This is a genomic window from Paenibacillus paludis (assembly GCF_042610515.1).
Taxonomy (GTDB): domain Bacteria; phylum Bacillota; class Bacilli; order Paenibacillales; family Paenibacillaceae; genus Paenibacillus_AQ.
In genome coordinates, this window is sequence record NZ_JBGJZP010000015.1 from 20,562 (window position 1) to 46,702 (window position 26,141).

Consider the following 26,141-nt stretch of genomic DNA (forward strand, 5'->3'; position numbering starts at 1 on the left):
GTCAACCAAAAAAATAAATTGCTAAACCACCCGTCAGCCGGGACAGAGAGTTCATACTAATGGGTCTGCAGTAATGCCATTTTTTGCACAGATTTGCATCATCAATAAAATAAACATATGTAGCGTAAGAGTTTTAAAGAAAAACCGTTTGCGCATTTTATGACTTTACATTTCAGCTTACCCGGCAGCATTTTTACATCAAAATACAAATATTTCTTATATTTTTCCATTTCATTTGTGGAAATGTGCAAATTTTAAGCGAAGGTTCTAGCCCTTATTCCCAAATCGGCTCTAAAGGGCCTTTAGAAAGACTTTGTCTATTTACAATTTACAGCACTTCGATTAATATTACTTTGTAAAGCAAACGGTTCCATGAGGAGGTTTCTATGACAGTTACCATCAAGGACGTGGCTAAGAAAGCGGGAGTTTCTCCCTCCACTGTATCCCGGGTGTTGTCAGGTCATCCCAGAATCAGCCTAGAAACTTCCCGCAAGGTCAAAGTGATTATGGAGGAAATGGGCTACACTCCGAATATGATGGCTAAAAGCCTCGTTTCGAAGACCACTAACAGTATTTGCATCATCTTACCGAAACCAGCTGAGGAGCTGTTCTCCAATCTGTTTTTTATGGAATTAATCAGAGGGATTGTGACTCAATCGAGCCGATCCGGTTATGATGTGTTGATTAGCTCCGGAGCGAACGAAAAGGAAGAGCTTGAGGCTGTTTCCCGCCTGTTGAAGGGCCGCCGTGTTGATGGCGTTATTCTGCTGTATTCACGCAAAGATGATGCGGTTATTGATTTTCTGGAATCAGGCGGCTACCCCTTCGTGCTTGTTGGGCGAAGCGACCGCTATGAGGATATTTTATCCGTGGATAATGATAATGTCATGGCCGCTTACGACGCTACAAACCACCTAATCTCCATGGGACATGAACGCATTGGTTTTGTCAGCGGACCGCCTAACCTCATCGTTTCACGCGACCGCCTCGAAGGATACCGCAAAGCCATGCTGAACAGTGGCCTGGAGATGCGTACAGAGTGGATTGTAGAGGGCGAGTTTCTGCAGGACAGCGGATATAGGGCGATGTCATTTTTCATGAATCTCCCGAACCGTCCAACGGCACTTGTTGCAGTGGACGATATGGTCTCTTTCGGAGTATTGCGCGGACTGAATGAACTGAAATACAAGGTTCCGGAAGATTTGGCGATTGTCAGCTTTAACAACATCCCACTATCGGAACTGTCCAGCCCGCCGATCAGCAGCATCGACATCGGAATTTATCATCTTGGCTATACGGCCTCCCAAGTGCTGATCCAAAGCATCAAGAAGCCGGATATTCAGGCAGGATATACGAACCGTTTTGTCATTCCCCACCGCTTGATCGTTAGAGAGTCATCTATGTATGCTCCAGGGAAGAAATGACCAAGTCACAAGAATAAATGAAGCGAAAGTGCTTCATTTATTTTTTCGAACTTTGTTCAAACGTTTGCGCTACTTATAAACCGCAATATATCCGTCAAAATAGCTTACAAAACTTAAGTTTATGCTTTCGAAGTGAGTTTTGTACGAAGTCGATTCAAGGAAGCTATGCTTACAAAACTTTTAGGAGGATCAACATGTCAGAAATTAAAGCCTGCCTGTTCGATTTGGACGGTGTAATCGTCGACACTGCCAAATATCATTTTATCGCCTGGAGAGAACTCGCGGAAAACCTTGGGTTTGAATTCACCGAACAGGATAACGAACGCCTTAAGGGTGTCAGCCGCGCCGCTTCACTGGATATTCTGCTGGAAATCGGCGGACTTTCGCTGGACGAGGCGGAAAAAGCCCGGCTGGCCGAGCAAAAAAACAACCGCTATGTCGAATACATCGCCAAGATGGACAGCTCGGAGATTCTGCCCGGTGCCCTGGACTTTCTGAAGGAATGCCGGGAATCCGGTATCAAAGTCGCCCTTGGCTCCGCCAGCAAAAACGCGATGACCATCTTGAATAACACCGGTCTGACACCGTATTTCGATGCGATCATCGACGGCACACATACCAGCGCGGCCAAACCTGATCCTGAAGTGTTCCTGCTGGGGGCCCAGGCACTCGCCGTATCCCCTGAGCACTGCGTGGTCTTTGAGGACGCCGAGGCCGGAATCCTCGCTGCCACCCGCGCCGGTATGCGCAGCGTAGGCATCGGTTCTCCTACAACACTGGGGGCAGCGAACATCGTTGTGTCTTCTCTCCAGCAGATCGCGCTAGCGGAATTGCGGGAATCTTTTGCAACGGTTTGACGAACATTAACATCTATCAGCAACCCTGTGAATTTTCTTTTGCCCTACTCTATTTACCTGAACTATATGTGAGAACAAAGTTACGCTGAGCAGCAGTGAAGGCGGACGGACCTTCGAAGAAGACCCTACGTTCGTCTTTGTCCCCGGATGCTTGCCCAATAACCCCATTTCCGAGCATCCGGGGACAACAGCGATCGTAACATCCATTCGCCCGAGGGGCAGCCAGCACGTAACCTGTATAGTCGAACTCATAGTTCCATTTATATCATCCCCACCTAAAAAGGAGCCGGTAATAATGAAGCAATATCTAAAAATTGATGAATGGTCAATCATTGAAGAATCCTTCGATCCCCAGACCCAAGAAATTTCTGAGAGCGTATTTAGCATCGGAAACGGATATATGGGCGGAAGAGCCAACTTTGAAGAGCAATACAGCGGACACAGCCTGCAAGGCAGCTACATGGCCGGTGTGTATTATCCGGACAAAACCCGGGTCGGCTGGTGGAAAAACGGCTATCCGGAGTATTTTGCCAAAGTGCTGAACAGCACCAACTGGATTGGTATTAACATCGACATCGACGGCACACCGCTGGATTTGGCTACCTGCACCGTTACTGAGTTCCGCCGGGTGCTCAACATGAAGGAAGGTACACTTTCCCGCAGCTTCACCGCCACTCTTGAGGACGGCAAGGAAGTTAAGGTGGAAAGTATCCGCATCGTCAGCATGGCCCGCCGTGAGATCGGCGCGATCCGCTACTCGATCATTCCGGTGAATTTTGCCGGAAAGCTTACCGTTTCCCCTTACCTTGACGGCGACATCAAGAACAAGGATGCCAACTATGACGAGAAATTCTGGAACGAAGTGGAGAAGAAAGGCGAGCCGGACGGCGGATACCTGACCCTGAAGACGAAAAAACTTGATTTTCACGTCACCTCGGCATTTACCTTTGATATTCTGGTCAACGGCGAAAAGCTTACTGCAGAAGCTGAAGTCACCGAGGATGAGAAATATGTGGGCAGTACGGTAACTCTCCCCGTGCAAACCGGCGATCAGGTTGTCATCTATAAATATGCTGCCAATGTCACTTCCCGCAATTACGGCCTGGGACAACTGGTTGATGCTGCGCAGACGGCACTGCAAAGCGCCCGGGAAGCCGGATTCGTTGCACTTTTGACCGAACAGGCTACTGCGTGGGGCGATAAATGGAAGGAAAGCGACATTATCATTGAAGGTGATGTATCGGCACAGCAGGCGATCCGCTTTAACATTTTCCAGCTTAACCAGACCTACACCGGTGAAGATGACCGTCTGAACATCGGACCCAAAGGCTTTACCGGGGAAAAATACGGCGGCAGCACCTATTGGGATACAGAAGCTTACTGTGTGCCGTTCTACTTAAGTACAGCGGATTCCTCAATCGCCCGTAACCTGCTGATTTACCGTTATAAACATCTGGAAAAAGCCAAAGAAAATGCGCTTAAGCTTGGTTATAAAAAAGGTGCACTGTACCCGATGGTAACGATGAACGGTGAAGAATGCCACAATGAGTGGGAAATCACGTTCGAAGAAATTCACCGTAACGGTGCGATTGCCTATGCGATTTACAACTACGTTAATTATACCGGGGACAAAGCTTATCTCGGCCAATATGGTCTTGAAGTGCTTGTGGAAATCTCCCGCTTCTGGGAAGAACGCGTTCACTACGTGGCCCACAAGGACAAATATGTGATGCTCGGCGTAACCGGACCTAATGAATACGAGAATAACGTCAACAACAACTGGTATACAAACCGGATTGCTGCCTGGACGATGGAATACACGCTGGAAGCCTTGGCATATCTGCAGGAGAACGAGGCTTCCCGGTACGCAGAGCTTGCCGATAAGCTGGAGCTGCAGGACAGCGAAACCACACAATGGAATGAAATCATCGCCAAAATGTACTATCCGGCCGATGAAGAACGCGGCATCTTCCTGCAGCAGGACGGCTTCCTCGATAAAGAGATCATTCAGGTGAAGGATGTTCTGCCAGAGAATCTGCCGCTGAATCAAAAATGGTCCTGGGACCGCATTCTGCGTTCCTGCTTCATTAAACAGGCCGATGTGCTGCAAGGTTTATATTTCCTTGGCGACCGTTACGATCTGGACACCAAGAAACGGAATTTCGACTTCTACGAGCCGATTACCGTTCATGAATCCTCCCTCTCCCCATGTATCCATGCAATTCTTGCCTGTGAGCTGGGGTATAAGGATAAGGCTTATGAAATGTACCTGCGGACTTCGAGACTGGATCTCGACAATTACAACAATGACACGGAAGACGGCTGCCATACTACAAGCATGGCGGGAACCTGGATGTCGATTGTACATGGCTTCGGCGGACTGCGCGTTCAGGAAGACCGCTTGATCCTTAAGCCTTCCAACCCGGGACACTGGACTTCGTATTCCTTCAAGATCATGTTCCGCGGTTCGCGGCTTAAAGTCATTGTTACCGATGTACAGGTTACGGTTGTTAATGAAACCGATATTCCGGCATCCATCACGATTCACGGCAAGGAGTATACTGTGAACGGACTCAGCAGCGTCACTGCTGAAGGCTCCACCGTCACGGCATAATTCCGGCTAATTGGCCCCGGAGGCTTCAATCTCCTTCGGGGTTGTTTTTTATAGGTTAAACTCAAAAATCTGCAGAATGGGCTTACGCCGTATCTCCGGGGAATGTTTGGACTTCCGGCCGCTGTTATGTTTGGATTTCTTGATTGTTGCCGCAATTTGCGGATGAAATCCAAACATAAAGGCGGACGCTAAAGCTCCTACAGTTCCAAACTTCCCCTCCGTTACTGCTGCCCACTAAGATCTTTTTAAGTTCATCCTATATCTTTTATTATTCATTATGGTTTCATTATAAAATCACTCAAAGGAGTCGTTTAAAATGAAAAGAGCCTTTTGGAAAGAAGCCGTAGTCTATCAAATCTACCCTCGCAGCTTCCAGGACAGCAACGGAGACGGAATCGGGGATCTGCAAGGGATTATCTCCCGCCTCGATTATTTGCAGAAGCTCGGTGTCGATGTCGTCTGGCTGTCCCCGGTCTATAAATCCCCCAACGACGACAATGGTTATGATATTAGCGATTACGAGGATATTATGGATGAGTTCGGCACTTTGAAGGACTGGGAGGAGCTTCTGGCCGGACTGCATGAACGCGGCATCAAGCTGATGATGGACCTTGTGATCAACCATTCCTCGGATGAACACGCATGGTTTGCCGAATCCCGTTCCTCCCTGGACAATCCTTACCGCGATTATTATATTTGGCGGCCCGGCGGACCGAATGGCGAACGGCCCAACAATTGGAGCTCCGTCTTCAGCGGTCCGGCCTGGGAGCTGGATGAAGCTACCGGAGAATATTATCTTCATCTGTTCTCCCGCAAGCAGCCGGATCTCAACTGGGAGAATCCGCAGCTTCGCGAAGCCCTCTACAAAATGATCGCGTTCTGGCTCGACAAAGGCGTCGATGGCTTACGGATGGACGTCATTAATATGATCTCCAAGGTGGAAGGCCTGCCTTCCGCTCACAGAGAGGGGCTGGCTCCGGGAGAGCTGGCCGGTGGCGGCGAATATTTTATGAACGGCCCGCGGGTCCATGAATATTTGCAGGAAATGAACCGTGAGGTCCTCTCCAAATATGAGGTGATGACGGTTGGTGAAACTCCGGGGGCCAGTGTAGAGGATGCGATTCTGTATACAGCCGAAGACCGGCAGGAGCTGCAGATGGTGTTCCAATTTGAACATATGGATGTGGACTCCGGTCCCGGCGGCAAATGGGATGTCACCCCTTGGAGCCTCCAAGGCTTGCGCGACATTCTGCATAAATGGCAGGTTGGCTTAGCCGAACGCGGCTGGAACAGTCTGTACCTGAATAATCATGACCAGCCGCGGATGGTCTCCCGGTTCGGCAATGATGGTGAATACCGTGTTCTGTCAGCCAAAATGCTGGCTACACTGCTGCATACGCTGAAAGGCACGCCCTACATCTATCAAGGCGAAGAAATCGGCATGACGAATGTGAAATTCCCTGTGCTGGAAGATTATAAGGATATCGAGATCCTGAATATGTACCGGGAAAAGGTCACGGAAGGCGGCGCGGAGCATGAGACGATTCTACAGGCCATCCACACGAAAGGCCGGGACAATGCCCGTACTCCAATGCAGTGGGATGCCTCCGCAAATGCAGGTTTCACTCAAGGCGCGCCATGGCTGAAGCTTAACCCGAACTACCCAGATATCAATGTAGAGCAGGCGCTGGCTGATCCGGATTCCGTGTTTTATTATTACCAGAAGCTGATTAGCTTGCGTAAAGAACATCAGATTATGGCTTACGGCGAATATAAACTGCTGCTGACGGAGCATGAATACATTTATGCCTATACCCGGACGTTAGACGATGAACAGTGGCTTATTCTGCTGAATTTCAGCGCTGACCCGCAGCCGGTTGATCTCCCTGCTGAGCTGGCGGCTGTAACCAGCATCATTATCGGCAATTATCCGGGAGAGCCGGATGCTGCCAGCCTTGCAACCTTGCGGCCTTATGAAGCCCGGGTCTATCAAATTCGTCTATAGCATACACCCGATTTGTGTTAACCTGTCATTAATGAGCAGAGAATAACAGGCTTGGTTGACTGGCTCATGATAGTATAAATGCAAAAGGGAGATGGCAAACGTGGAATGGCTGATCCGAATGAAAAATGCCTTGGATTATATGGAGAGCAAGATGACCGAACCCCTGCGCATAGAAGAAGTGGCTAAGGTGGCTCATGTCTCCCCTTTTCATTTCCAGCGCATGTTCGGCATGCTGACAGGGGTAACGGTGGCAGACTATATCCGCAAGCGCAGATTGACTTTGGCCGCCCAGGAGCTGGCCATTTCCAAAATCAAGGTGCTGGATGTAGCGCTGAAATATGGATATGACTCCCCGGAAGCCTTCGCCAAAGCGTTCCGCAAAGCGCATGGACTCACCCCCTCCGCCGCGCGTGAACCGGGTGTACAGCTCAAGGCATTCCCCCGCCTCTCCTTCCATCTATCATTGAAGGGAGATCAGGAAATGGAATACAGAATCGTGGAGAAAGACGCATTTACCGTCATCGGCAAATCAATGGAGGTTACGACCAGGGAGGGAGAGAATTTCCGCAGAATCCCTGAGTTTTGGAATGAATGCAATGCGGACGGCACTTCGGATAAGCTGATTGAAATCGGCACAGGCAAAGATTGGCTTGGCATCTGTATGAGTATGGACATGGAGAAAGAGCTGCTGTCCTACTGGATCGGAGTGGAAGGTACGCCGGAGACGGATCCCCAAGGCTATGAAACCGCGGTGGTTCCAGCTGCAAGCTGGGCCGTATTCACCTCAGCCGGCCCCATGCCGCATGCGATTCAAAATGTGTGGCAGCGGATTTTCCAGGAGTGGTTCCCGGGTACCGGCTATGAGCATGCAGGTGGTCCGGAATTCGAGCTTTATCCACCAGGCGACCCGGATGCAGAGGATTATGTCTGTGAAGTGTGGATTCCGGTGATGAAGAAATAAGCAACTGGGCTACCCGATTAGGGTAGTCCTTTTTGTTTAAACCTTGCCGGAAGCAGCCGCGTAAAGAGACTGGCATATTTCCCAGCTCCTTCTCTATTAATTTTCATTTTGAGAATTGGCAATAGCTTGGTATAATAAACAGATTATATGGCTTATTCTATTATGTCATATTGTCATCCGAGATTCGGTGAAGGAGAATTTCATGTCTATCGTAAAAATCTTTTCAGACAGCACTTCCGATTTGCCGCAAGGCTGGAAGGAAACGTATGATATTGGCATCGTCCCGCTGTATGTAGTATTTCAAGACGGTACCTACAAGGATGGTGTAGATATTACACCTGAGGAAGTGTATCGTCGTGTCGCCGCAAATGGAGCACTGCCGAAGACCGCTGCACCTTCGCCCGCCGACTTCATGGCCGCTTTTGGGCCGGTCATCAGCAGCGGAGGAGACGTCGTCTATATCAGTCTTTCCTCTTCTTTATCCTCTACATATCAGAATGCCCTGCTGGCTGCAGGGGAGTTTCCTGAAGGACGCGTTCAAGTGGTTGATTCCCAGACGTTATGCGGAGGGATTGCGCTCCTAGTGATGAAAGCGGTTCGCGCCGCAGCCAAAGGCCACAGCAGCAGGGAAATTGCCGCTATGCTGAAGCAATGCCGCGACCGAGTGGAGACAGAATTTGTTGTGGATACACTGGATTACTTATATATGGGTGGACGTTGTTCAGGTATGCAGAATTTTATCGGCAGCCTGTTGAAGATCCGGCCTGTGCTGCGGCTGATTGACGGTGCGATTGTACCTGTGAGCAAAGTTCGCGGCAAGAAGGAGAAAGCTGTGGAACAAATGCTCCAGCATGCCCTTGCCAATGCCGGGGAAATGGATAAGGAGCTGCTCATCGTGGCCCACACACTGGGTGAAGAGGATGCCAACTTTTTGGTGGCGGCGCTGCGTGAACAGACCGATGTTGAAGAGATTGCCGTCATTCATGCCGGCTGTGTCATTGGCAGCCACTGCGGACCCGCTACAGTAGGCCTCATGTATATGCACTAACTATTGAACAGCCAAGTGGAAACGGCTTCGCCGTCCTCAAAAGGACGGTATCCGTTTCAGCGAGAAATAGAAGGATAATTTAAAGTGCGAAGCATATAAATTCTTATATTTTCAAAAAAACCAGCAATGCCCCGATAACCGGAGCTTGCTGGTTTTTGTTATGGCTATGTTTAATCCAGTTCGAACATTCAATACAAAGAAGGCTTGTTCACAGGTAGGGTGTGATTCCCGCTTCTGCTTCTGATTCAGCTTCTTCATGGACGAATGGCAGCATAAAGCGGAAGGTCGAACCCCGTTCTTCTTCACTCTCCACAAAAATCGTTCCGCCCATCAGCTCGACGAGCTGCTTGCAGATGGCCAGTCCCAGTCCCGTTCCGCCATATTTGCGGTTAATGAACGGATGCAGCTGCGAGAAGGATTGAAAGAGCAGATTCAGCTTGCTGTCGGCAATTCCCACTCCTGTATCACGGACAGAAAATTCCAGCAGGTATTCCGGTGAACCCGGCAGCGGAATGTTCTTCACAGACAAGGTTACGCTTCCACGTTCCGTGAATTTAAGCGCATTACCGACCAAATTGACGATGATTTGGCGCAGGCGGCTGGGATCGGTCTTCACTATGGCCGGAACGCTTGTATCCGCCCACCAGCGCAGCGCCAGCTTTTTCTCTTCAGCTTTGGGGGTGAATAAATCTATAATGCTCTCCAGCATTTCGCGCAGATCAAATTTCTCCGACAGCAGCGGCATTTTGCCGGCTTCCATTTTACTGAAATCGAGAATGTCATTTAGAATTTGCAGCAGACTGTAGCTGCTGCTGCGCAGAATCTCGGCGTAGCCGCGCTGCTCTTCTTCCAGCTCTGTTTCCAGCAGGAGGTCGGCCATGCCGATCATCCCGTTCATCGGGGTACGGATCTCATGGCTCATCATCGCCAGGAAATCGGACTTAGCCTGAGCCGCCTGCTCTGCTGATTCCTTGGCCCGGAGAATCTCCCGTTCATTGGTAATATCACTGAAAGAACCCACAACACCACAGATGATTCCTTTATGCAGAAGCGGTGCAATCCGGTAGCTGACAAAAAAGCTGGTGCCATCCTTCCGCCAGAAGATTTCATCCCCTCTACTGCGGGTGACACCATCCTGCAGGGTCTGCCAGATCGGACATTCATGCTGCTGGTACCTTGACCCGTCTCCACGGATATGATGGATCACATCCATCAACGGCAGCCCCCTCAGCTCGTAGGGCTCATAACCCAGCATATCTGCTCCCTCACGGTTGATAAAGAAGGTCCGGCCCAACGTGTCGAGCCCGAAGATTCCGGCTGCAATAGAGTTGAATATCAGGCTAAGATGCCTGTCCTCTGACATCTCCAGCACCAGCTCTGCCTTCTGCTGCTCCTCCACCATAGCCAGTTCTATAAGCTCCTCTTCACGCCCCGGTGTCCGCTCATCCGTCCATTCCATGGGAGAAACTTCCCCAGTCAGGAGCCTGCCGAACCATTCCTGAAGCAGAAGAGGAAGAACACGGCTCTGGTCATATCGGATAATGGCGAACACGCCTGCGATACCTTCTTCAGCTTTTACCGGCACATACGTAACCGCAGCCGGGCTGCTTCCGCGGCCCTCATCCGCCTCCAGTTCAAAGCCGGAACCGATACCCCCGAGCGCTGCAGCAAAATGTTCTTCTCCGGGAGGGTGTAGCCGCAAACCAGACAATGGCTCATGAAGCTCCGGATCTGCGCCAGCGGCAACTTCAAAAGCACGGTTGCTGTCCACATAATATCCCTGCCTGTCCAGCACAATTATCAGGTCGGGGTGATGATCGTATAACGCTTTATAAGCACCTTCTTCCGAAAGCACCCGATCCAGAATAAAAGACCATTGTTTAGTCATAGCCCACCTCCTCTGCTGCTTCAATCCTGTATCTTCCTCTATTCATTAACTGCGGATAAACTGTAGACATAACTTCAATCTGTACTCCGCTCGAAAATTGCTGAATTAAGAACTATTATAGCAAAAAAACCGCAGTTGGTCGCCATCAAAACATTGATGCCAAGCGGTTTTACAGCAAAAAAGTCCCTCCGGCAGATAAGCAAGAACGGTTGGACCATCCTTAACCTCACCGCAGAGGAACTTAGGAAATGAAAACACTCAAAGCTGTACTTCCGGTTACCTTCAGGCAATATCCTTCTGTTCAATATTCCGGATCGACAGGTAAGCAATGGCTACGCCAAGCAGACTGAGGAAGATGGAGAACCCTACCAGATTACCCGGCTGGAAATTACCAAAATCGGAGGCACTCACGCTGACAAGCAACACTGCAGCAACTATGGTGGCTGGTACGGATTTCTTGCGCATTCCGATATATAAAGGAATTAGTCCAATCCCTGCCGCATATGCCGCATCTGCACCTATCCGGATCATCTCTCCAGGAATCACAGCCAAATCCAGCTGTCCCGGAATCGCATGGGTGAAGGAGTTAAGTCCGATCAGAAGAGCGCTAATCAGAACATCCGATACAAAAATACTGATCAGTGTAAAGAGGAATACGATGATAATTTTGGCACCTAAGAGCTTTTTACGGGAGATAGGGTACATAAAGAGCAAAGTAATGGTATTGTTCTTATACTCATCAATAACCAGCTTGCTCAGTACAACTGAAGCAAACACCACAAAGGTCGCCTTGACAAGAACATACAAGCCGTCAAACATCTCTGCATAAGACTTGAATTCCCCGCCGCCGCTGCCGCTGCCTTCAGAATCAACGTAAGTAAGCAGCAGCATAAAGACAAAAATTGCGAGGTTGGCGATGGCAACGCCTTTGAGCATACCTGCCAGTTTGTTTTTACGGATTTCCAGTTGTATCAGCTTAAGCAATGCCCTCACCCCCCATCAGTTCCACAAAATGATCTTCCAGCGAATGATTCTTTTTACTCAGGCTTTCCAGCTCCACACCCGCTTCTACCAGTGCTTTATTCAGTTCAAGCTGCTGTATGGCATCGTAAATGCGGATCGTCCGCGGGTCGAGCACCTTGAAGTTGGTGAGGCCCAGCTTGTGCTCCAGAACATACACCGCTTTGCTGCTCTCTCCGGTAATCAGTTCGATGTATTGCGTGTTCTGGCTGCGTATCGTATCCATCGCCACTTCCTCCAGCAGAATTCCGTCACGGATCATGCCGATGGTGTCGGCGACCTGTTCAACTTCACCCAGAATATGGCTGGAGATCAGCAGTGTCATTCCGTATTCGCGGCTCAGCATGCGGAACACCTCACGCAGCTCCTTGATGCCCATGGGGTCCAGCCCGTTGATCGGCTCATCCAGAATGAGCAGCTCCGGTTTCGTCATGACTGCCCGGGCAATGCCCAGCCGCTGTTTCATCCCCAGGGAAAACTGCTTGACCGGCTTTTTGTCCACACCCTTCAGCTTCACCAGCTCCAGCGCTTCTTCCATGGCCTTGGCATCGTAGTAACCCATATACTCCCCGTGCAGCTGGAGATTTTCTCTTGCCGTCAGCTTGTCGTAGAATACCGGATATTCAATAATGCAGCCCATACGTTTCAGCATTTCATAGGAACGGTTTGTCATAAACTCGCCAAAAAATTCAATTTCTCCTGCCGTCGGCTTCACCAGATTAGTGATCATTTTCATCACCGTAGTTTTGCCCGCACCGTTAGGTCCCAGGAACCCGTAAATTTCGCCTTGCTTGATATTCATATTCACGCCTTTGACAGCCTCTTTGCCTTGATACTCCTTGGTTAAATCCCAAGTACGCAGTATGGTGGTCATTTCCGTTATCCCCTTTGGCTTCTTCGTTTGTCTTCCTGGTTCTTATTGTACACAGCGGAATTTTCTTTTTTATTACCTGATTCTTACGAAAATCTTAAGCTGCAGCCGTAAGTGCAGGTTAAGCCGCCGGACCAGTATAGTTTTTAGAAGGTCAGCCTGCGAAAAGAGAGCGTAAATACCGTTTTGACGTAAGGTTTGCTGCGTAAGGTAATGCTGCCGTTCATCTGTTCCGTCAACCGTTTGGTGATGGTCAGCCCAAGGCCGCTCCCCTGATAGTCACGGTTGCGGGAATCCTCCAGCGTGTAGAGCCGTTCGAAGACTTTATCCTGATGCCCTTCGGTGACGCCTTTGCCCCGGTCCCATACGTCTATGCACACCTGGTCTCCGGCGCTGTAGAGGGTGAGTCCAAGCACACCTCCGGCATCCCCGTAATTGATCGCATTGGACAACAGATTGGACAGCACCCGGTCCAGCGCCTCCTCGTTGCCCATCATGTACATCGCCTCATCCGGAATCCCAATCTCCACCTCACTGCCCTTGGCATTCAGGATATCGTAAAAGGAAAGTATGTTCCGCCGGCAGACCTCGCCCAGCTCCACCCGCGACAGCGCGATCTGCTTATCCCCGGACTCCAGCTTGGCCAGATCAAAAAAGCTGTTCATCAGCCGGATCACCTCTTCTGCCTTGGCATGAATCATCCGCAGAATATGCGCCTGCTCCTCTTCCGTTATATTCCCGTCATGGAGAATCGTTTCAATATAGCCGAGCACCACCGTCAGCGGAGTCTTCAGATCATGGGAGATGTTTGCCAGCATGCTGCGCATAGACTTCTCCAGCTTGGCCAGTTCGACCGCTCCCTTGTGATTGACGTCCAGCAGCCTGTTGAGATCAGTCAGCAGCGTTTGCAGATGAGGGTTGCTATTGAACAGAAGCAGCCTTTCGTGCGAGCCCCGGTCAACAATGCTCGTAAGTTTGGTGTGGATATAATCGAGGTGGCGGGAATGCTCCCGCAGACGCAGGTACTGCCAGAGGATCACGATCAGCAGCAGCAGGATAGCCACACTCAAAAAAGCGATCATTCCAGCACATCCCCCAGCTTGTAGCCAATGCCCCATAACGTTTTGATGTATTCCGGCTTTGACGGGTCATCTTCAATTTTTTCACGCAGTCTGCGCATATGTACATTAATGACATTCTCATCCCCGTAATAATCGTCTTCCCAGACGACGCTGTAAATCTGCGCTTTGGTGTACACCCGGCCGGGGCTGCTCACGAACAGCTTAAGAATCTGGAACTCCTTGGCCGTCAGCTTGACCTCTTCCCCGTTCTTCAGCGCCGAGAAATTATCGAGATCGACGGTGAGTCCACGCAGTGCTATCGTGTTGGCGCGCTCCTGAACGGCAGCTGTTTCCTGAACAGGACTTCCAGCAGCGGCATACCCTGCCCGCCGGATCGCCGCCTTCACCCGTGCCGCCAGCTCGATCATCGAGAACGGCTTCGTAATATAATCATCCGCGCCGAAGCCAAGACCCAGCGCCTTGTCCACATCACTGTCCTTAGCCGACATGATCAGCACAGGCACCAGACTGTCCCGGCGAATCGTCTGCAGCACATCGTTGCCGCTTCGTTTCGGAAGCATCAGATCCAGCAGAACCAGATCATAGGCGCCGCCGCGATGAAAAAGCTTTTCCGCTGCCTCACCATCAAATGCAGTCTCCACCTCATAGCCCTCTTTTACCAAATAAGAAAATACCATTCTACTAATATCTTCATCGTCCTCAACCAGCAGTATACGATGCGTCATGACTGAACCTCCCAGCAGCTCTAATAACCGTCTTGTTGTTAAAGTATAGCAATAGATTCCTTGATACAAAAGCTAAAATCAGCGGTTCCCTCAATCGCATCATCGTTTATTTATAACCGCAACGGACTGGATTCATAGCCTTTACCCTCCTTATCAATGCTGGAAATGGCCGGATCTCTGTTAAAGTATACCAATTGTCCGGTGCGGTTACTATTTCAGTTTCACTAAAGGTAGCCCCGGTATGATGACCTTAACAACTTACATGATGAGGTGATGGTTCAATGATGAACATAAGAAAAAAACAACCCTGGAGTTTCAAACGCAAACTTCTGATCGTGATGATCGTGGTCCTCCTGAGTCTCGGCACGGTGATCTATAGCCTGGCAGACCGTTACTTGATCGAACATGTCGAAGTCGTCGTAGCGGATGACACAGCCACAGCCGGCGTAAGCACAGCAGCAGCCACAGTTGCAGCCGAGGTTAACGCGACTTCCGACGACTGGAGTTATTCCAGTGACGATATCCAGATCCAGATCGACCAGGTACAGACCGGGTCCGGTTCAGACCAGATCACTTATTTTGTCGCTGATGTCGTGCTTAAGGAGGCAAGCAGCCTGCGCTCTGCTTTTGCCGAAAGCAGCTTTGGCACGAACATCATAGAGGACACCTCAGAGATTGCCTCCAGCAACAACGCGGTCTTTGCAATCAACGGCGATTACTATGGCTTCCGCGAGGATGGGGTCATTATCCGCAATGGAACAGTGTACCGGGATGATCCCGTGCGGGATGCGATGGCGCTGTTCGATGACGGGACCATGAAGACGTATGACGAGGAAGAGATTTCTTCGTCCGATCTGCTGGCCCAGGGAGCCACCAATACCCTCTCCTTCGGGCCGATTCTGATTCAGGACGGCAACATCGTCAGTGATTTCAGCAGTGTCAAAATCGACAGAAATTTCGGCAACCGTTCCATCCAGAATGCGAATCCCCGGACCGCGATTGGCATGATCGCACCAAACCATTATGTGTTCGTTGTTGTGGACGGGCGCAGCGAAGGCTACAGCCGGGGCATGACCCTCGCCGAGCTTGCTGCTGTGATGTCGGATCTCGGAGCCACCGAAGCCTACAATCTGGACGGCGGCGGTTCATCCACAATGTATTTCATGGGACGGGTTGTGAATAATCCGCTGGGCAAAAATCAGGAACGCGGCGTCAGCGACATTCTTTATATCAAGGAGGGAGTAACCTCATGACGATCCTTATTCCGGCCTATGAGCCAGATAAACGACTGCTGGAATTAATTGTGCAGCTGCAAGAGTATCAGCTTGGACCGATCGTCCTTGTAGATGACGGGAGCGGCCCGGCTTACCGCGGAATCTTCGACATGGCCGAAGCCTTCGGCTGCACCGTCCTGACGCATGAGGCCAACCTGGGAAAAGGACGCGCTCTGAAGACAGGCTTCCGGTATATCCAGGAGACCGGACTGTCCGGCTATGTAGTCTGCGCGGATAGTGACGGCCAGCATCTGCCTCATGACATTAAGCGGATTGTCGAGGTGCTCCAGAACCAGACCACTCCCGGAATTGTGCTGGGCAGCCGCCGGTTCAGCGGCACCATTCCCCTGCGCAGCCGTTTCGGCAACTCGGTGACACGGGCAGTCTTTTCCCTCACTACAGGCACCAAAATCTATGATACACAAACCGGCCTGCGCGGCTTCTCCTTCCCGATGCTTGACTGGCTCTGCCAGATTCCCGGGGAACGGTTTGAGTATGAAATGAACATGCTGCTGACTGCCCATAGAGAGGGGTATACCCTTATCGAGGAATATATTGATACCGTGTATCTGGAAGATAATAAATCGTCCCATTTCCGGCCTCTGGTGGATTCCTTCCGGATTTATCTGCCGATTCTAATGTTCAGCACTTCATCGCTGCTGTCGGCCCTGCTCGACTTTACGCTGTTGTTCCTGTTCCAGAGTCTCAGCCACAACCTGTTCCTGTCAGTCGCCGCCGCGAGATTGTGCAGCTCCATCTTCAACTATTCCATGAACCGGAAATATGTGTTCACCGGCGGCAAGGCGTCCAGGCTCCAGGAGTCGCTGCCCAAATACTTCGCGCTGGTCATTCTCGTGCTGCTGTTCAATTACGGGCTGCTCTATTTCTACAATGAAAAGCTGATCATCCCGCTTGTCGCCGCCAAGCTGTTGACCGAGGTTTCGATCTTCCTGTTCAGCTACTGGGCGCAGAGGAGGTTTGTGTACTGAGGTAGGAAGCATTAAGAGGCTGTGAGGCTTAAAGGCTATAAGACTGTAAGAATGTAAGGCTATACCTTTCGGGTTCGGCCGTGACTGCGGGGAATGTTTGGACTTCCGGCCGCTGTTATGGACCAATTTCCTGATTACAAACCGCTGATCGCGGTAGAAATTGGTCCATAAAGGCGGACGCGTTCGCTCCTCCAGTTCCAAACTTCCCCTCCGTCACTTTCCCTTTTGGTCGGGTTTCAGATCTAAATCAAAATCAAAATTCAAGTTCAAGCTCAAAGTTCAGAGCTCAAGTTCAATTTCAAGCCCAAAGTCTGCGAGTCATATCGTCGGGTATTCAAATAAGCTCTCCACGAACGAAATGCATCGTTTATGGAGAGCTTTTTAATTGCCCATTATCTGATACAATTAAAGGACAACCTAACTGGAGGTGCCAGCAATGCAATGGGAAGAAGTTCGTAAGATTTATCCCGATCAATACGTCAAGCTGCAAATCCTTGCATCTCATACCGAAGGTAGCACCAAGTTTGTTGAAGAAGTCGCGCTGATTCGTGCCATTCAAGACCCGAAAGAAGCGACCAAAGAACTGCTTCAATCTAAGGATGGCATGATCGTGTCTCATACTGCAAACGAAGAACTGAAGGTTGAGATTCGTTCACTTCGTGGCTTACTTGCATATGTTAAAGAACTTTGTTTGCTATAATCAAGAAATAATCCCCTTACATTATTTACATAAAAGTGCGACCTAAGTAGATTAGGGCCTATGTGGGTACCAACTCGAACGATCCGATCTGCCTCATGCCGTATTCCCCCGTTTCAAAGAGCAAATAGACCCTATTTCTGGGGATCAGGTCGTCCTCGAAGGGAAAATGATGCCGAGTCATTTTATTGACGGTCCCATGTAAGTCATAACAGTGTTGGCTCATACAGATTGGCCCCTTTAGATCTAGAAAATCATGATATTCATGTGTTAATAAATGTAATCTTAACACAATAAGATTGCTATTGGTTTGTGATATAATTACACAAAGGCGGTGAGCAGAATGTCCATTTCCAAGGAACAATTAGAACAGAGCTTTCAGGGAAAATCTTACGTTGACCTTAAAGATTTGGTCCAGCTAATCGAAGAAAACTTTGGATTCAACGTTACGCTGCAAAGGAAAGATGAACAGCCTATATTTACAGAGGAACAGAAGAAGCGAATGACTTCGGTCATTTTTAAAGATGAAGGGGTTTTGTCCCAACTGCAACAAGCTCAGAAGGATCGCAAGGATGGAGTTTCCACATACAGTGATAGCGAAGAGGAGTTTACACAATTACTGAAAGAGGCCCAAGAATGAAATCTGACCGATTCAAGGTTCTCTGGACCACTTACGCTCGGGTAGCTCTTGCCCGAATGAAGGAATTTAAAGTAGATTCCATGAATGTCTTTAGACGTTCAAAATCTGTATTGGCCGATGAACCCAAATATAAAGCTGATGGAGTTTCTGACTTCCCTGGCTTTGAGTTTAATGGATACTTTTGGGTGTTAATCGGCAATGTGATTATTATTTACAGGATTGACGAGGATCTTCGGGAAGTGTATGTAGATGCTTGTTACTTTGCAAATACTGGACTGTCTCATTATATATTTTGGGGAATTGACCCTGATGAAGAATAGCTTAACAATAAACTGACTGTTTATTGTTAAGCTATTTTTTTAACTCTTCGATTACATACTCCAATTTACATGAAGTCTATTTATCCAACTCCCGATTCACGGCATCATACTCCCTCCCCTCCTCCCATATACATTAAGAAGAACAGTACCGATCTAACGGAACCTCTGCGGTCTAGCCGGAATAGGTTGCAGCAAACACAGCAAGCTGGAAGGAGCGATGGATTCATGCCCGGGGATGAGATTAAAGCGCTGGAGCGGGCGATTGCCGAGATCACGGAGATTGCGACCGGATTTGGGCTGGATTTTTACCCGATGCGTTATGAAATATGTCCTGCCGATATTATTTACACGTTCGGAGCCTATGGAATGCCTACCCGATTTGGACACTGGAGCTTCGGAAAAACATTTCACAAAATGAAATCGCAATACGATTTCGGACTAAGCAAAATCTATGAGCTCGTCATTAACTCCAATCCCTGTTATGCCTTCCTGCTGGACGGAAACTCGCTGATCCAGAACAAGCTGATTGTCGCGCATGTGCTGGCGCATTGCGATTTCTTCAAGAACAACATGCGCTTCTCCATGTCCAACCGGGATATGGTCGAGAGTATGTCAGCCACAGCCGACCGGATTGCCGGCTACTCGGTGACCTACGGAACGGATGCTGTGGAGAGCTTCATCGACTCTGTGCTGGCAATACAGGAGCATATTGACCCCAGTCTGATCCAGCCGCGCAAGCTGGGCAAAACCCATCTGCTGGAAGCCAAGATGAAGGAACGCAAGGATGCCCCAGCCGGCGGTACCGCTGCGCCAAGTCCTTATAGTGAGCTATGGAATCTGGATACGGCTTCAGCAGAGCCGCAGGCAGCGGAAACCGCAGGAAAACGGGCCTTCCCGCCTGAGCCGGAGAAGGATATCGTCTGGTTCATCCAGCAGTATTCGACCGTGCTGGAGGACTGGCAGCGCGACATTATGACGATGCTGCGTGACGAAATGCTCTATTTCTGGCCGCAGATGGAGACCAAGATCATGAACGAAGGCTGGGCCTCCTATTGGCATCAGCGGATCATGCGCGAGCTGGACCTGACTCCTGAGGAGACAATTGAATACTCGAAGCTCAATTCCTCAGTCGTGCAGCCTTCGCGCCAGAGCCTGAACCCTTACTATCTGGGGCTCAAAATCTTTGAAGACATCGAACGCCGCTGGGACCGTGACAAAATGTTTGAGGTACGTGAACTGGATTCGGACATTTCATTTATCCGCAGCTACCTGTCCAAAGAGCTGGTTAATGACCTCGACCTCTATGTCTTTGAGAAAAAAGGCCCGGAATGGAAAATCACCGACAAGGCCTGGGAAAATGTACGTGACCAGCTTGTGCTTGCCCGGGTCAACGGCGGCTCTCCCTACCTTGTTGTTCAGGATGCCGATTACGAGCGCAATGGCGAACTGTTGATCGCCCACCGCTACGAGAGTATTGAGCTTGACCTGAAATATCTGGAACGCACGCTCCCGCACATCTATGCCCTCTGGGGCCGGACCGTGCACCTCCAAACCGTAGTAGAAGACAAAAAAGCCCTTTTTACCTATGACGGTAAAAAGGTGCAACGCAAGTTTGTGTAATAGATTGGTAGTAGCTTTGGTTTCTTGTTGTAAGATTACCTGAACATAGCTGCAGGCGATCCTAAAAATAAAGGCCCGCAAGCACATATTTTGTGCGAGCGGGCTTTTATTAAGGTCGCTACCCACAGCGACCTTAACAATAGGAAAACAGGCAAAGGCTGTGGAGGTGAGCGTAACGGAGAGAATTTTGGAACTGCAGGAGCGATAGCGTCCGCCTTTAAAGTTGGATTTCCACCGCTGCACAGCGGCTCAAATCAAGAAATCCAACCTTAACAGCGGCCGGAAGTCCAAATATTCGCGCAGTGAAGCTCATTCACCGGCAGCCTTTGCCCATCTTTCAAATGTTAAAGTCGCACCCTCACCGGAACATAAATCTCCATCACCGTATCCACCCTGGAATGGCAGCGTTCGTCGTAGAACTCGTAATCTAGCTTGCCTTCGTCATAGACATACCCGCTGTCCTTGAACCATTCCTCAAAAATATACTTCCAGGTGCTCTTAATCACCTGAACAAAATCCCCCTGATCCTTCTCTTCCGCAGTATCCACGGGTGGTGTGGTGAATACCGCGTAGTCTGCCTCAGGCACCTCAACTGTCAGCATCTCATCGGTCACCTGGCTAAAATCGTCAACGATCACGCCAAGCAGATAAGTGGCGTTTCCGCTCTCAGCGGCCGGAACACATAAGCCGACTTCTCCGTGCCTTGGGGGTGCGAGAATTTCATACATCTTTGATTCCAGGTTCTCTCCATCATAATGGCTCCAGAAAGAAGCGATATCCTTGGTATAATTGCCTTCGGCCACATTGGTTTCAATACCGTAACCAGCGACCTTAAAGGCCGGTTTATGCATAATAACTGGATTCATTAAATAACCTCCGATTTTGACAACAGAACCGCCCTGAAGATAACCGTCCATACGGGACGCATACTGCGATGGGCTATAGCCATAGGCCTTGCGAAACGCCTTGGTAAATCCGCCTGGCGTCTCAAAGCCATACTCCAGCGCAATATCAATAATTCTCCGTCCGCTGAACAATTCGACCGCTGCCAGTGACAGCTTCCGGCTCCGTACATATTCCATTACAGACATCTCCTTGCACAGACTGAATACCCGGCTAAAATGATATAGCGAATATCCGGCCTCGGCGGCAATCTTCTCAGCAGTCAGGTTGTCTTTGATATTTTCCTCAATATAATCGATACATCTCTCAATATCCTTGCTGTAATTCAATGAGTCACCCAGCCTTTCCCCGTACGGTGATTTCATTATAACAAGCAGTTTGCAAGCAGGCTGTTCCTCGTTTGCTAAGAAGCAATTTAAGCGGCATATACAATCAATGAAGGAGTAAACCGGCTTACCGGAAGATAGGAAGACAACTGTTCGGCAGCACACGCTAAAAAAAACAGGCAAGTCCCGTATACCGGAGGCTTGCCTGTTGTATATATGATACTTTTCAACATATTGTGTTGCTGTGCAAGAGATCTGCTTAAGGAATCGTAATGGTCAGAGAGCCCCCGGGATCTATGACCCCGGCTGCGGCTTTGAACTTCAGATCGAGCGTATAATCCTTAAAGTTATTCATGTCATTGACCCTATCGAGCTGGTAGTTTCCGTCAGGCAAGAGTACGGTGAATTCCCCGTCTTTTATTTGTCCTGAATACGAGTTCTTGTTGTCAGTATCATGCAAGTATAGAACAACGCCAGTCATAGGTTTACCGCCTTTAGTAACTGTACCGGAATACTCCACAGGCACGGTAATCACAAGCGGATTGGGCACTGACTGTCCAGCTGCAACACTAAAGGAATAGTAGATTTTAATGTCCTTCTGACTGGCTTCGTCAATAAATTTATCCACTGTGTAATCAGCCTCCGGGAGATACAAGGAGAACTGTCCATCTTTGATTACAGCAGAGTATGCCTTGTATTCGCTGCCCCCGACACTGTGGAGATGAATTGTTCCATTGGCAACTGGAGTTCCATCTGCACTAATGATTGAGCCCGAAACTTTTGGAGGAAGCTTCAGAATATACGGCTGCGGGTTAAGATGTCCATCAGTTACAGTGATGCCAGTATATAATGGAATATTCTCCCTGGTATCATTAACGGTTACACTATATATCTTATACTTTCCATCGGGAAGATAAAGACTGAATACGCCATCTTGTGAAGAAGTACCGTAGCTCGTATATGTCCCTCCATCAGTGCTGATATTTAAGTAGCTCCTACCAAGTGCTGTACCATCAGCATAGGTTACCTTAATCTCGCTCTTGAAAGGGATGGTAATATCCAGGGTTTTCATTTGCTTATCAACAATTTCGAACGAGTAGGCCGGAATAGCTGAATCATTGTAACTGTACACATCATATTTACCCGGCGCCAAGGTAAGTGTAAATTGTCCTTTAGCCACAGAAGTTCTGGCTCCTGCCGTCTGACCTCTGACTGACAATATGCCATCGGGAACCATTGATCCGTCCGGATATTTAAGTGTACCCGTTACATTATAATTGGGGACTTTAATATCCAGCAGAGCCGGGACCGGTTTCCCTCCGGCTACCGTAAAGTTGTAGGTGAGATACATATTCTCCTGTGAGCCTGTGACGTTGTATCTGTCCACTTTATACTTGCCGTCAGGCAGATAAGAGCTAAACTTCCCGTCCTTCACTTGAATCGTTACATAGGCTTGGGTGGTCTCTTCTGTAATGGACAGAAACCCATCCTTTATTGTTGAACCATCCTCGAATTGCAACGTCCCCGTTAAGTTCTTGAGCTGCACGACTACAGACAACGGATCAGGTAAGCTTTTGTTATTCACAACTTTGAAGGTATAAGAGACCTGTTGCGATTCATTGTTGTCTTCGCTATAGTAGCTGCTAATCTTATAATCTCCATCCGGCAGATAGACGCTGAAAGAGCCGTTTTTCACTTTGGCACCGACAGAAGTAGGATTTGAGGGATCTTGATCAAAAATGTAGACCGTTCCATTCTCAACCACTCTGCCATCCGAATATTTCACAGTCCCCGTCACATTTTTCGAAGGAATAATTAGATTTAAATTGCTTGGAACGGTTTGTCCGTCTAGCACTGTAAATGAATAGCTGAGTGGGGTCATGTTGTTTTGGCTGTCATAATACGTATATACCTGATATGAGCCATCAGGGAGATACAGGGTGAACCTGCTGTCTTTGATAGCTGTAGCATATTCGATTACTGGAGTAGTTGTGGTACGTACATACAGCCTGCCGGAGTTCACTGGCTGGTTTTCACTATCCACAACAGTTCCCGTAAGCTTCTTGGGAACGACAACCTTAATGGGATCCGGAGCTGGCTGACCGTCAGCTATAGTGAAGCTGTAGTTCAGCGATATTCTTTCAGAGTTATCATAATTATTGAATTCGGTCAACTTATACGTGCCGTCTGGCAAGTAGACGCTAAATTGGCCATCTATTACCTCGGAAGAATAGCTGATATAACCGTTTCCGTTCGTTGTGTTCAGCAGGAACACTGAACCTTTGCCGACAGAGCTTCCATCCGAATAGCTTAACTTTCCTGTAAACAGCTTCGGCAGCTTTATTTCAAGCGGGTTCGGACTCGTCTTGCCGCCGGACACGCTGAATGACTGGTAGAAACCAATCATCTGTTCCTCGGGAGTGTTAAGATTGTAGGTACGGTAATTTCCGTCCGGCAAGTAGAGGGTGAACTCTCCATCCTTAATTTCGGCAAAATAGGTTGAGTAAGTACCGGAATCTGTCCGGTTCACATACAGCCTTCCGGAAGCAACCGGTGTTCCGTCGGAATTGCTGATTGTTCCTGTAACAGCTGCAGGAAGCGTAATGCTTAGCGGAGTCGGTGAAGATTGTCCTCCTGTAATGGTGAACATATAGTTCACTGAAATGCTCTCTTGGCTATCGTGTTTATATAAACTGCTGACCTGATAATTGCCATCAGGCAGGTACAGATTGAAGTCCCCATTCCGGACCACAACACTGTAATTGGAAGAAGGATTGGTATTGACGCTGTTGATGCTCAGACTTCCATTGCTGATTGTGCTGCCATCGGCAAATTGAAAGGTTCCTGACAATTTCGGAGACAAGGTCAGCTGCAGCGTCCCGGAATCCAGCTTACCGTCAGCGACAGTAAATTGACGGGACAAAGCAATAACCTCTTGATTCCCTCCGGTATAAAGCTGGTTCAAGTAATACTTGCCGTCCGGCAGCTCTATTCCGAACCATCCGTTCTTCAGCTCTGCTTCATAGGTGATTCCGACTCCATTCTTCAGCCTGTATAGATACAGGGTTCCATCTTCAACCATCGATCCGTCTGCATACGTAAAACTCCCCTTAACATTGCCGCTTAACGCTGGCGGCGGGGTCGCTGTTGGTTTTGCGGTTGGCTTGGCTGTGGCTGTCGCCACAGGTGTTGCTGTCGCCACTGGTGTTGCTGTCGACGCTGGTGTTGCTGTCGCCACTGGCGTTGCTGTCGCCACTGGCGTTGCTGTCGCCACTGGTGTTGCTGTCGACGCTGGTGTTGCTGTCGCCACTGGCGTTGCTGTCGCCACTGGCGTTGCTGTCACCACTGGCGTTGCTGTCGACGCTGGAGTTGCTGTCGCCACAGGAGTTGCGGTTGCGGCTGGTGTTGCTGTCGCCGCTGGGGTTGGGGTTGCCGTTGTCGGCGGTACAGCCGGATTAGTGTTTCCCGCCGCTGTTGGTGATGGCGTCACAGCCGATTTGTCAACACCGCCAATCTTGACCTTAACATCGGAGCCGCTGTCTTTACCAGCTTCCAGCTTGACTGGCGAAGTTTCCATCGTAATGCCTACGGCATTGATGACCGCAGTGTCAATTTTACCTTTTCCTGTAACATCCAGGCCAGTATTGATATTCATCCTTGTGATGCTGGCTTCATTCTTCAGTTTATTGCCTGTGGCTTCTTTAGCCACGTTTAGACTCTGAATCGTGCCTTCAGGAATATCTACAGCAATATTATGTGCTTGAATGTTGACTTCCTTAAAGCTGCCTTTCAAGCTTATCTTGGCGTTTGCCGGCAGCTCTTTCGATAAGGTTACTACACCTACAGCTGCCCCCGTGATCGATTCAATCGCCGCTTCCGATTGAACCTGCAGATTGGCAACCGTCGTCGTTCCTTCTGCCACAATTCTTACACTGCCATTCTTTTTGTCGATGATGACCGTGCCAAGAATGCTCTTGTCAAAATGAATGCTGTGAGCACCGCCGCCGGAGACGGTAGTCGTTCCCTTGACAGTCACATTCTCAAGGACCGCTTCGCCTTCTGCTATACCTTCTCCTAAGAGTAAATTTCCGCTGATCGTCGTATTCCGGAGTTTTATATCCGGCGAGTTGATGATAACATTCTGAAGGATGGCGGCATTCCCTGCTTCAGGGCCATAGGTCCCTGGTGTACTGTATGTTACGCTTACTGCTGAATTATGTATGTCCAGAGCTCTATCCAGAATAACTACAGCCTCGGCGCGGGTCGCCCGATCACCCGGATGAAAGCTGTTGTCTGCAAAGCCCTGCATAATCCCCTTCTCCTGCACTGCACTGATAGCGTCTTTGCACCACGCCGGACTATCCGCTGTATCGCTGAAGTTGGCATCTGCTGATGCAGTCAACCCGAGCAGTTTGCTGACAATGACCGCTAATTCCTGCCGGGTAACCTTGTTGCCCGGTCCAAAAGAGCCGTTGCCGTATCCGCTAATGTATCCAGCAGCATTTGCTTTTAACAACTCCGGATACACCCAGCTTGAAGCTGCCACATCCTTGAACTCCACGGACTTGCTCTCCACAAATCCAAAGGATTTGTTAACTAATGAAACCAGTTCGGCTCTGGTGATGGGATTAGCCGGTTTAAAGCGGCCATCCGGATATCCGGAGATGAAGCCTTTTTCCATCCACTTGCTAATTTGCGGTTCGGCCCAATTCCCGGAAATATCCGAAGCCGTTCCGGCGAATACGGAAGCGTAGGGAGATATCGTGAAACAAATCACAAGTAATAAGGCAAAACCTTTCTTCACAATCTTCATCTTCGACAACGTTCTTCCCTCCAATGATAAAAAAAATGAATCCGCTATTAAATTACACGATCTC

General features: G+C 49.3%; 19 protein-coding genes. 12 read left to right on the forward strand and 7 right to left on the reverse strand.

Annotation, left to right across the window (positions count from 1 at the left end; translation table 11 throughout):
- Positions 1–386: 386 nt before the first annotated feature.
- The 6 genes from ACAN56_RS24190 to ACAN56_RS24215 all read left to right on the forward strand — a co-directional run bounded on the left by ACAN56_RS24190 (position 387) and on the right by ACAN56_RS24215 (position 8,909).
- Entirely contained in the window at positions 387–1,424 is a 1,038-nt protein-coding gene (locus tag ACAN56_RS24190) for a LacI family DNA-binding transcriptional regulator (RefSeq protein WP_038588479.1), read from the forward strand.
- 194 nt (positions 1,425–1,618) lie between these two features.
- Entirely contained in the window at positions 1,619–2,281 is a 663-nt protein-coding gene (pgmB, locus tag ACAN56_RS24195; RefSeq protein WP_379146035.1) for a beta-phosphoglucomutase, read from the forward strand.
- 295 nt (positions 2,282–2,576) lie between these two features.
- Positions 2,577–4,895 carry a glycoside hydrolase family 65 protein gene (locus ACAN56_RS24200; protein ID WP_379146037.1) on the forward strand — a complete coding sequence of 773 codons (2,319 nt, stop codon included), beginning with the start codon at positions 2,577–2,579 and terminating at the stop codon, positions 4,893–4,895.
- A 316-nt stretch (positions 4,896–5,211) separates the two neighbouring features.
- A complete protein-coding gene (locus ACAN56_RS24205; RefSeq protein WP_038588471.1) occupies positions 5,212–6,900 on the forward strand; it encodes a glycoside hydrolase family 13 protein in 1,689 nt (562 codons plus the stop codon).
- 100 nt (positions 6,901–7,000) lie between these two features.
- Positions 7,001–7,861: an AraC family transcriptional regulator gene (locus ACAN56_RS24210; protein WP_379146039.1), complete on the forward strand. Its 861-nt coding sequence runs from the start codon at positions 7,001–7,003 to the stop codon at positions 7,859–7,861.
- Positions 7,862–8,063: 202 nt separating this feature from the next.
- Complete coding sequence (locus ACAN56_RS24215) at positions 8,064–8,909, forward strand: DegV family protein (protein WP_038588465.1); 846 nt, start codon at positions 8,064–8,066, stop codon at positions 8,907–8,909.
- A 208-nt stretch (positions 8,910–9,117) separates the two neighbouring features.
- On the opposite strand, the gene ACAN56_RS24220 is transcribed toward ACAN56_RS24215, so the two are convergent.
- From ACAN56_RS24220 to ACAN56_RS24240, 5 genes are all read right to left on the reverse strand, one after another.
- Entirely contained in the window at positions 9,118–10,797 is a 1,680-nt protein-coding gene (locus ACAN56_RS24220; protein WP_379146041.1) for an ATP-binding protein, read from the reverse strand.
- 282 nt (positions 10,798–11,079) lie between these two features.
- Positions 11,080–11,781, reverse strand: coding sequence for an ABC transporter permease (locus ACAN56_RS24225; protein ID WP_379146042.1), 702 nt, complete (start codon positions 11,779–11,781; stop codon positions 11,080–11,082).
- The gene (locus ACAN56_RS24230; protein WP_038588459.1) at positions 11,774–12,691 is read right to left on the reverse strand and encodes an ABC transporter ATP-binding protein; all 918 of its coding nucleotides are present in this window, start codon (positions 12,689–12,691) and stop codon (positions 11,774–11,776) included. Before ACAN56_RS24230 ends, ACAN56_RS24225 begins: the two co-directional genes overlap by 8 nt.
- Positions 12,692–12,834: 143 nt before the next feature.
- Positions 12,835–13,770, reverse strand: a complete 936-nt coding sequence (locus ACAN56_RS24235; RefSeq protein ID WP_076113081.1) for a sensor histidine kinase — start codon at positions 13,768–13,770, stop codon at positions 12,835–12,837.
- A complete protein-coding gene (locus ACAN56_RS24240; protein WP_038588453.1) occupies positions 13,767–14,495 on the reverse strand; it encodes a response regulator transcription factor in 729 nt (242 codons plus the stop codon). Before ACAN56_RS24240 ends, ACAN56_RS24235 begins: the two co-directional genes overlap by 4 nt.
- Before the next feature lie 281 nt (positions 14,496–14,776).
- On the opposite strand from ACAN56_RS24240, the gene ACAN56_RS24245 reads away from it, so the two are divergent.
- The 6 genes from ACAN56_RS24245 to ACAN56_RS24270 all read left to right on the forward strand — a co-directional run bounded on the left by ACAN56_RS24245 (position 14,777) and on the right by ACAN56_RS24270 (position 20,035).
- Positions 14,777–15,748, forward strand: coding sequence for a phosphodiester glycosidase family protein (locus tag ACAN56_RS24245; RefSeq protein WP_038588447.1), 972 nt, complete (start codon positions 14,777–14,779; stop codon positions 15,746–15,748).
- On the forward strand, positions 15,745–16,758 hold the full coding sequence (locus tag ACAN56_RS24250; RefSeq protein WP_379146043.1) for a glycosyltransferase: 1,014 nt from the start codon (positions 15,745–15,747) through the stop codon (positions 16,756–16,758). Before ACAN56_RS24245 ends, ACAN56_RS24250 begins: the two co-directional genes overlap by 4 nt.
- 436 nt (positions 16,759–17,194) lie before the next feature.
- Positions 17,195–17,458: a hypothetical protein gene (locus ACAN56_RS24255; RefSeq protein WP_379146044.1), complete on the forward strand. Its 264-nt coding sequence runs from the start codon at positions 17,195–17,197 to the stop codon at positions 17,456–17,458.
- 340 nt (positions 17,459–17,798) lie between these two features.
- Positions 17,799–18,095, forward strand: coding sequence for a hypothetical protein (locus ACAN56_RS24260; RefSeq protein ID WP_038588438.1), 297 nt, complete (start codon positions 17,799–17,801; stop codon positions 18,093–18,095).
- Positions 18,092–18,415 carry a hypothetical protein gene (locus ACAN56_RS24265; RefSeq protein WP_379146045.1) on the forward strand — a complete coding sequence of 108 codons (324 nt, stop codon included), beginning with the start codon at positions 18,092–18,094 and terminating at the stop codon, positions 18,413–18,415. Before ACAN56_RS24260 ends, ACAN56_RS24265 begins: the two co-directional genes overlap by 4 nt.
- A gap of 225 nt (positions 18,416–18,640) precedes the next feature.
- Complete coding sequence (locus tag ACAN56_RS24270) at positions 18,641–20,035, forward strand: SpoVR family protein (RefSeq protein ID WP_038588433.1); 1,395 nt, start codon at positions 18,641–18,643, stop codon at positions 20,033–20,035.
- Between the two features lie 344 nt (positions 20,036–20,379).
- On the opposite strand, the gene ACAN56_RS24275 is transcribed toward ACAN56_RS24270, so the two are convergent.
- Positions 20,380–21,267 (reverse strand): AraC family transcriptional regulator, encoded by an 888-nt coding sequence (locus tag ACAN56_RS24275; protein ID WP_379146046.1) that lies wholly within the window; start codon positions 21,265–21,267, stop codon positions 20,380–20,382.
- Positions 21,268–21,523: 256 nt separating this feature from the next.
- On the reverse strand, positions 21,524–26,077 hold the full coding sequence (locus ACAN56_RS24280) for an S-layer homology domain-containing protein (protein WP_379146124.1): 4,554 nt from the start codon (positions 26,075–26,077) through the stop codon (positions 21,524–21,526).
- Positions 26,078–26,141 lie beyond the last annotated feature (64 nt).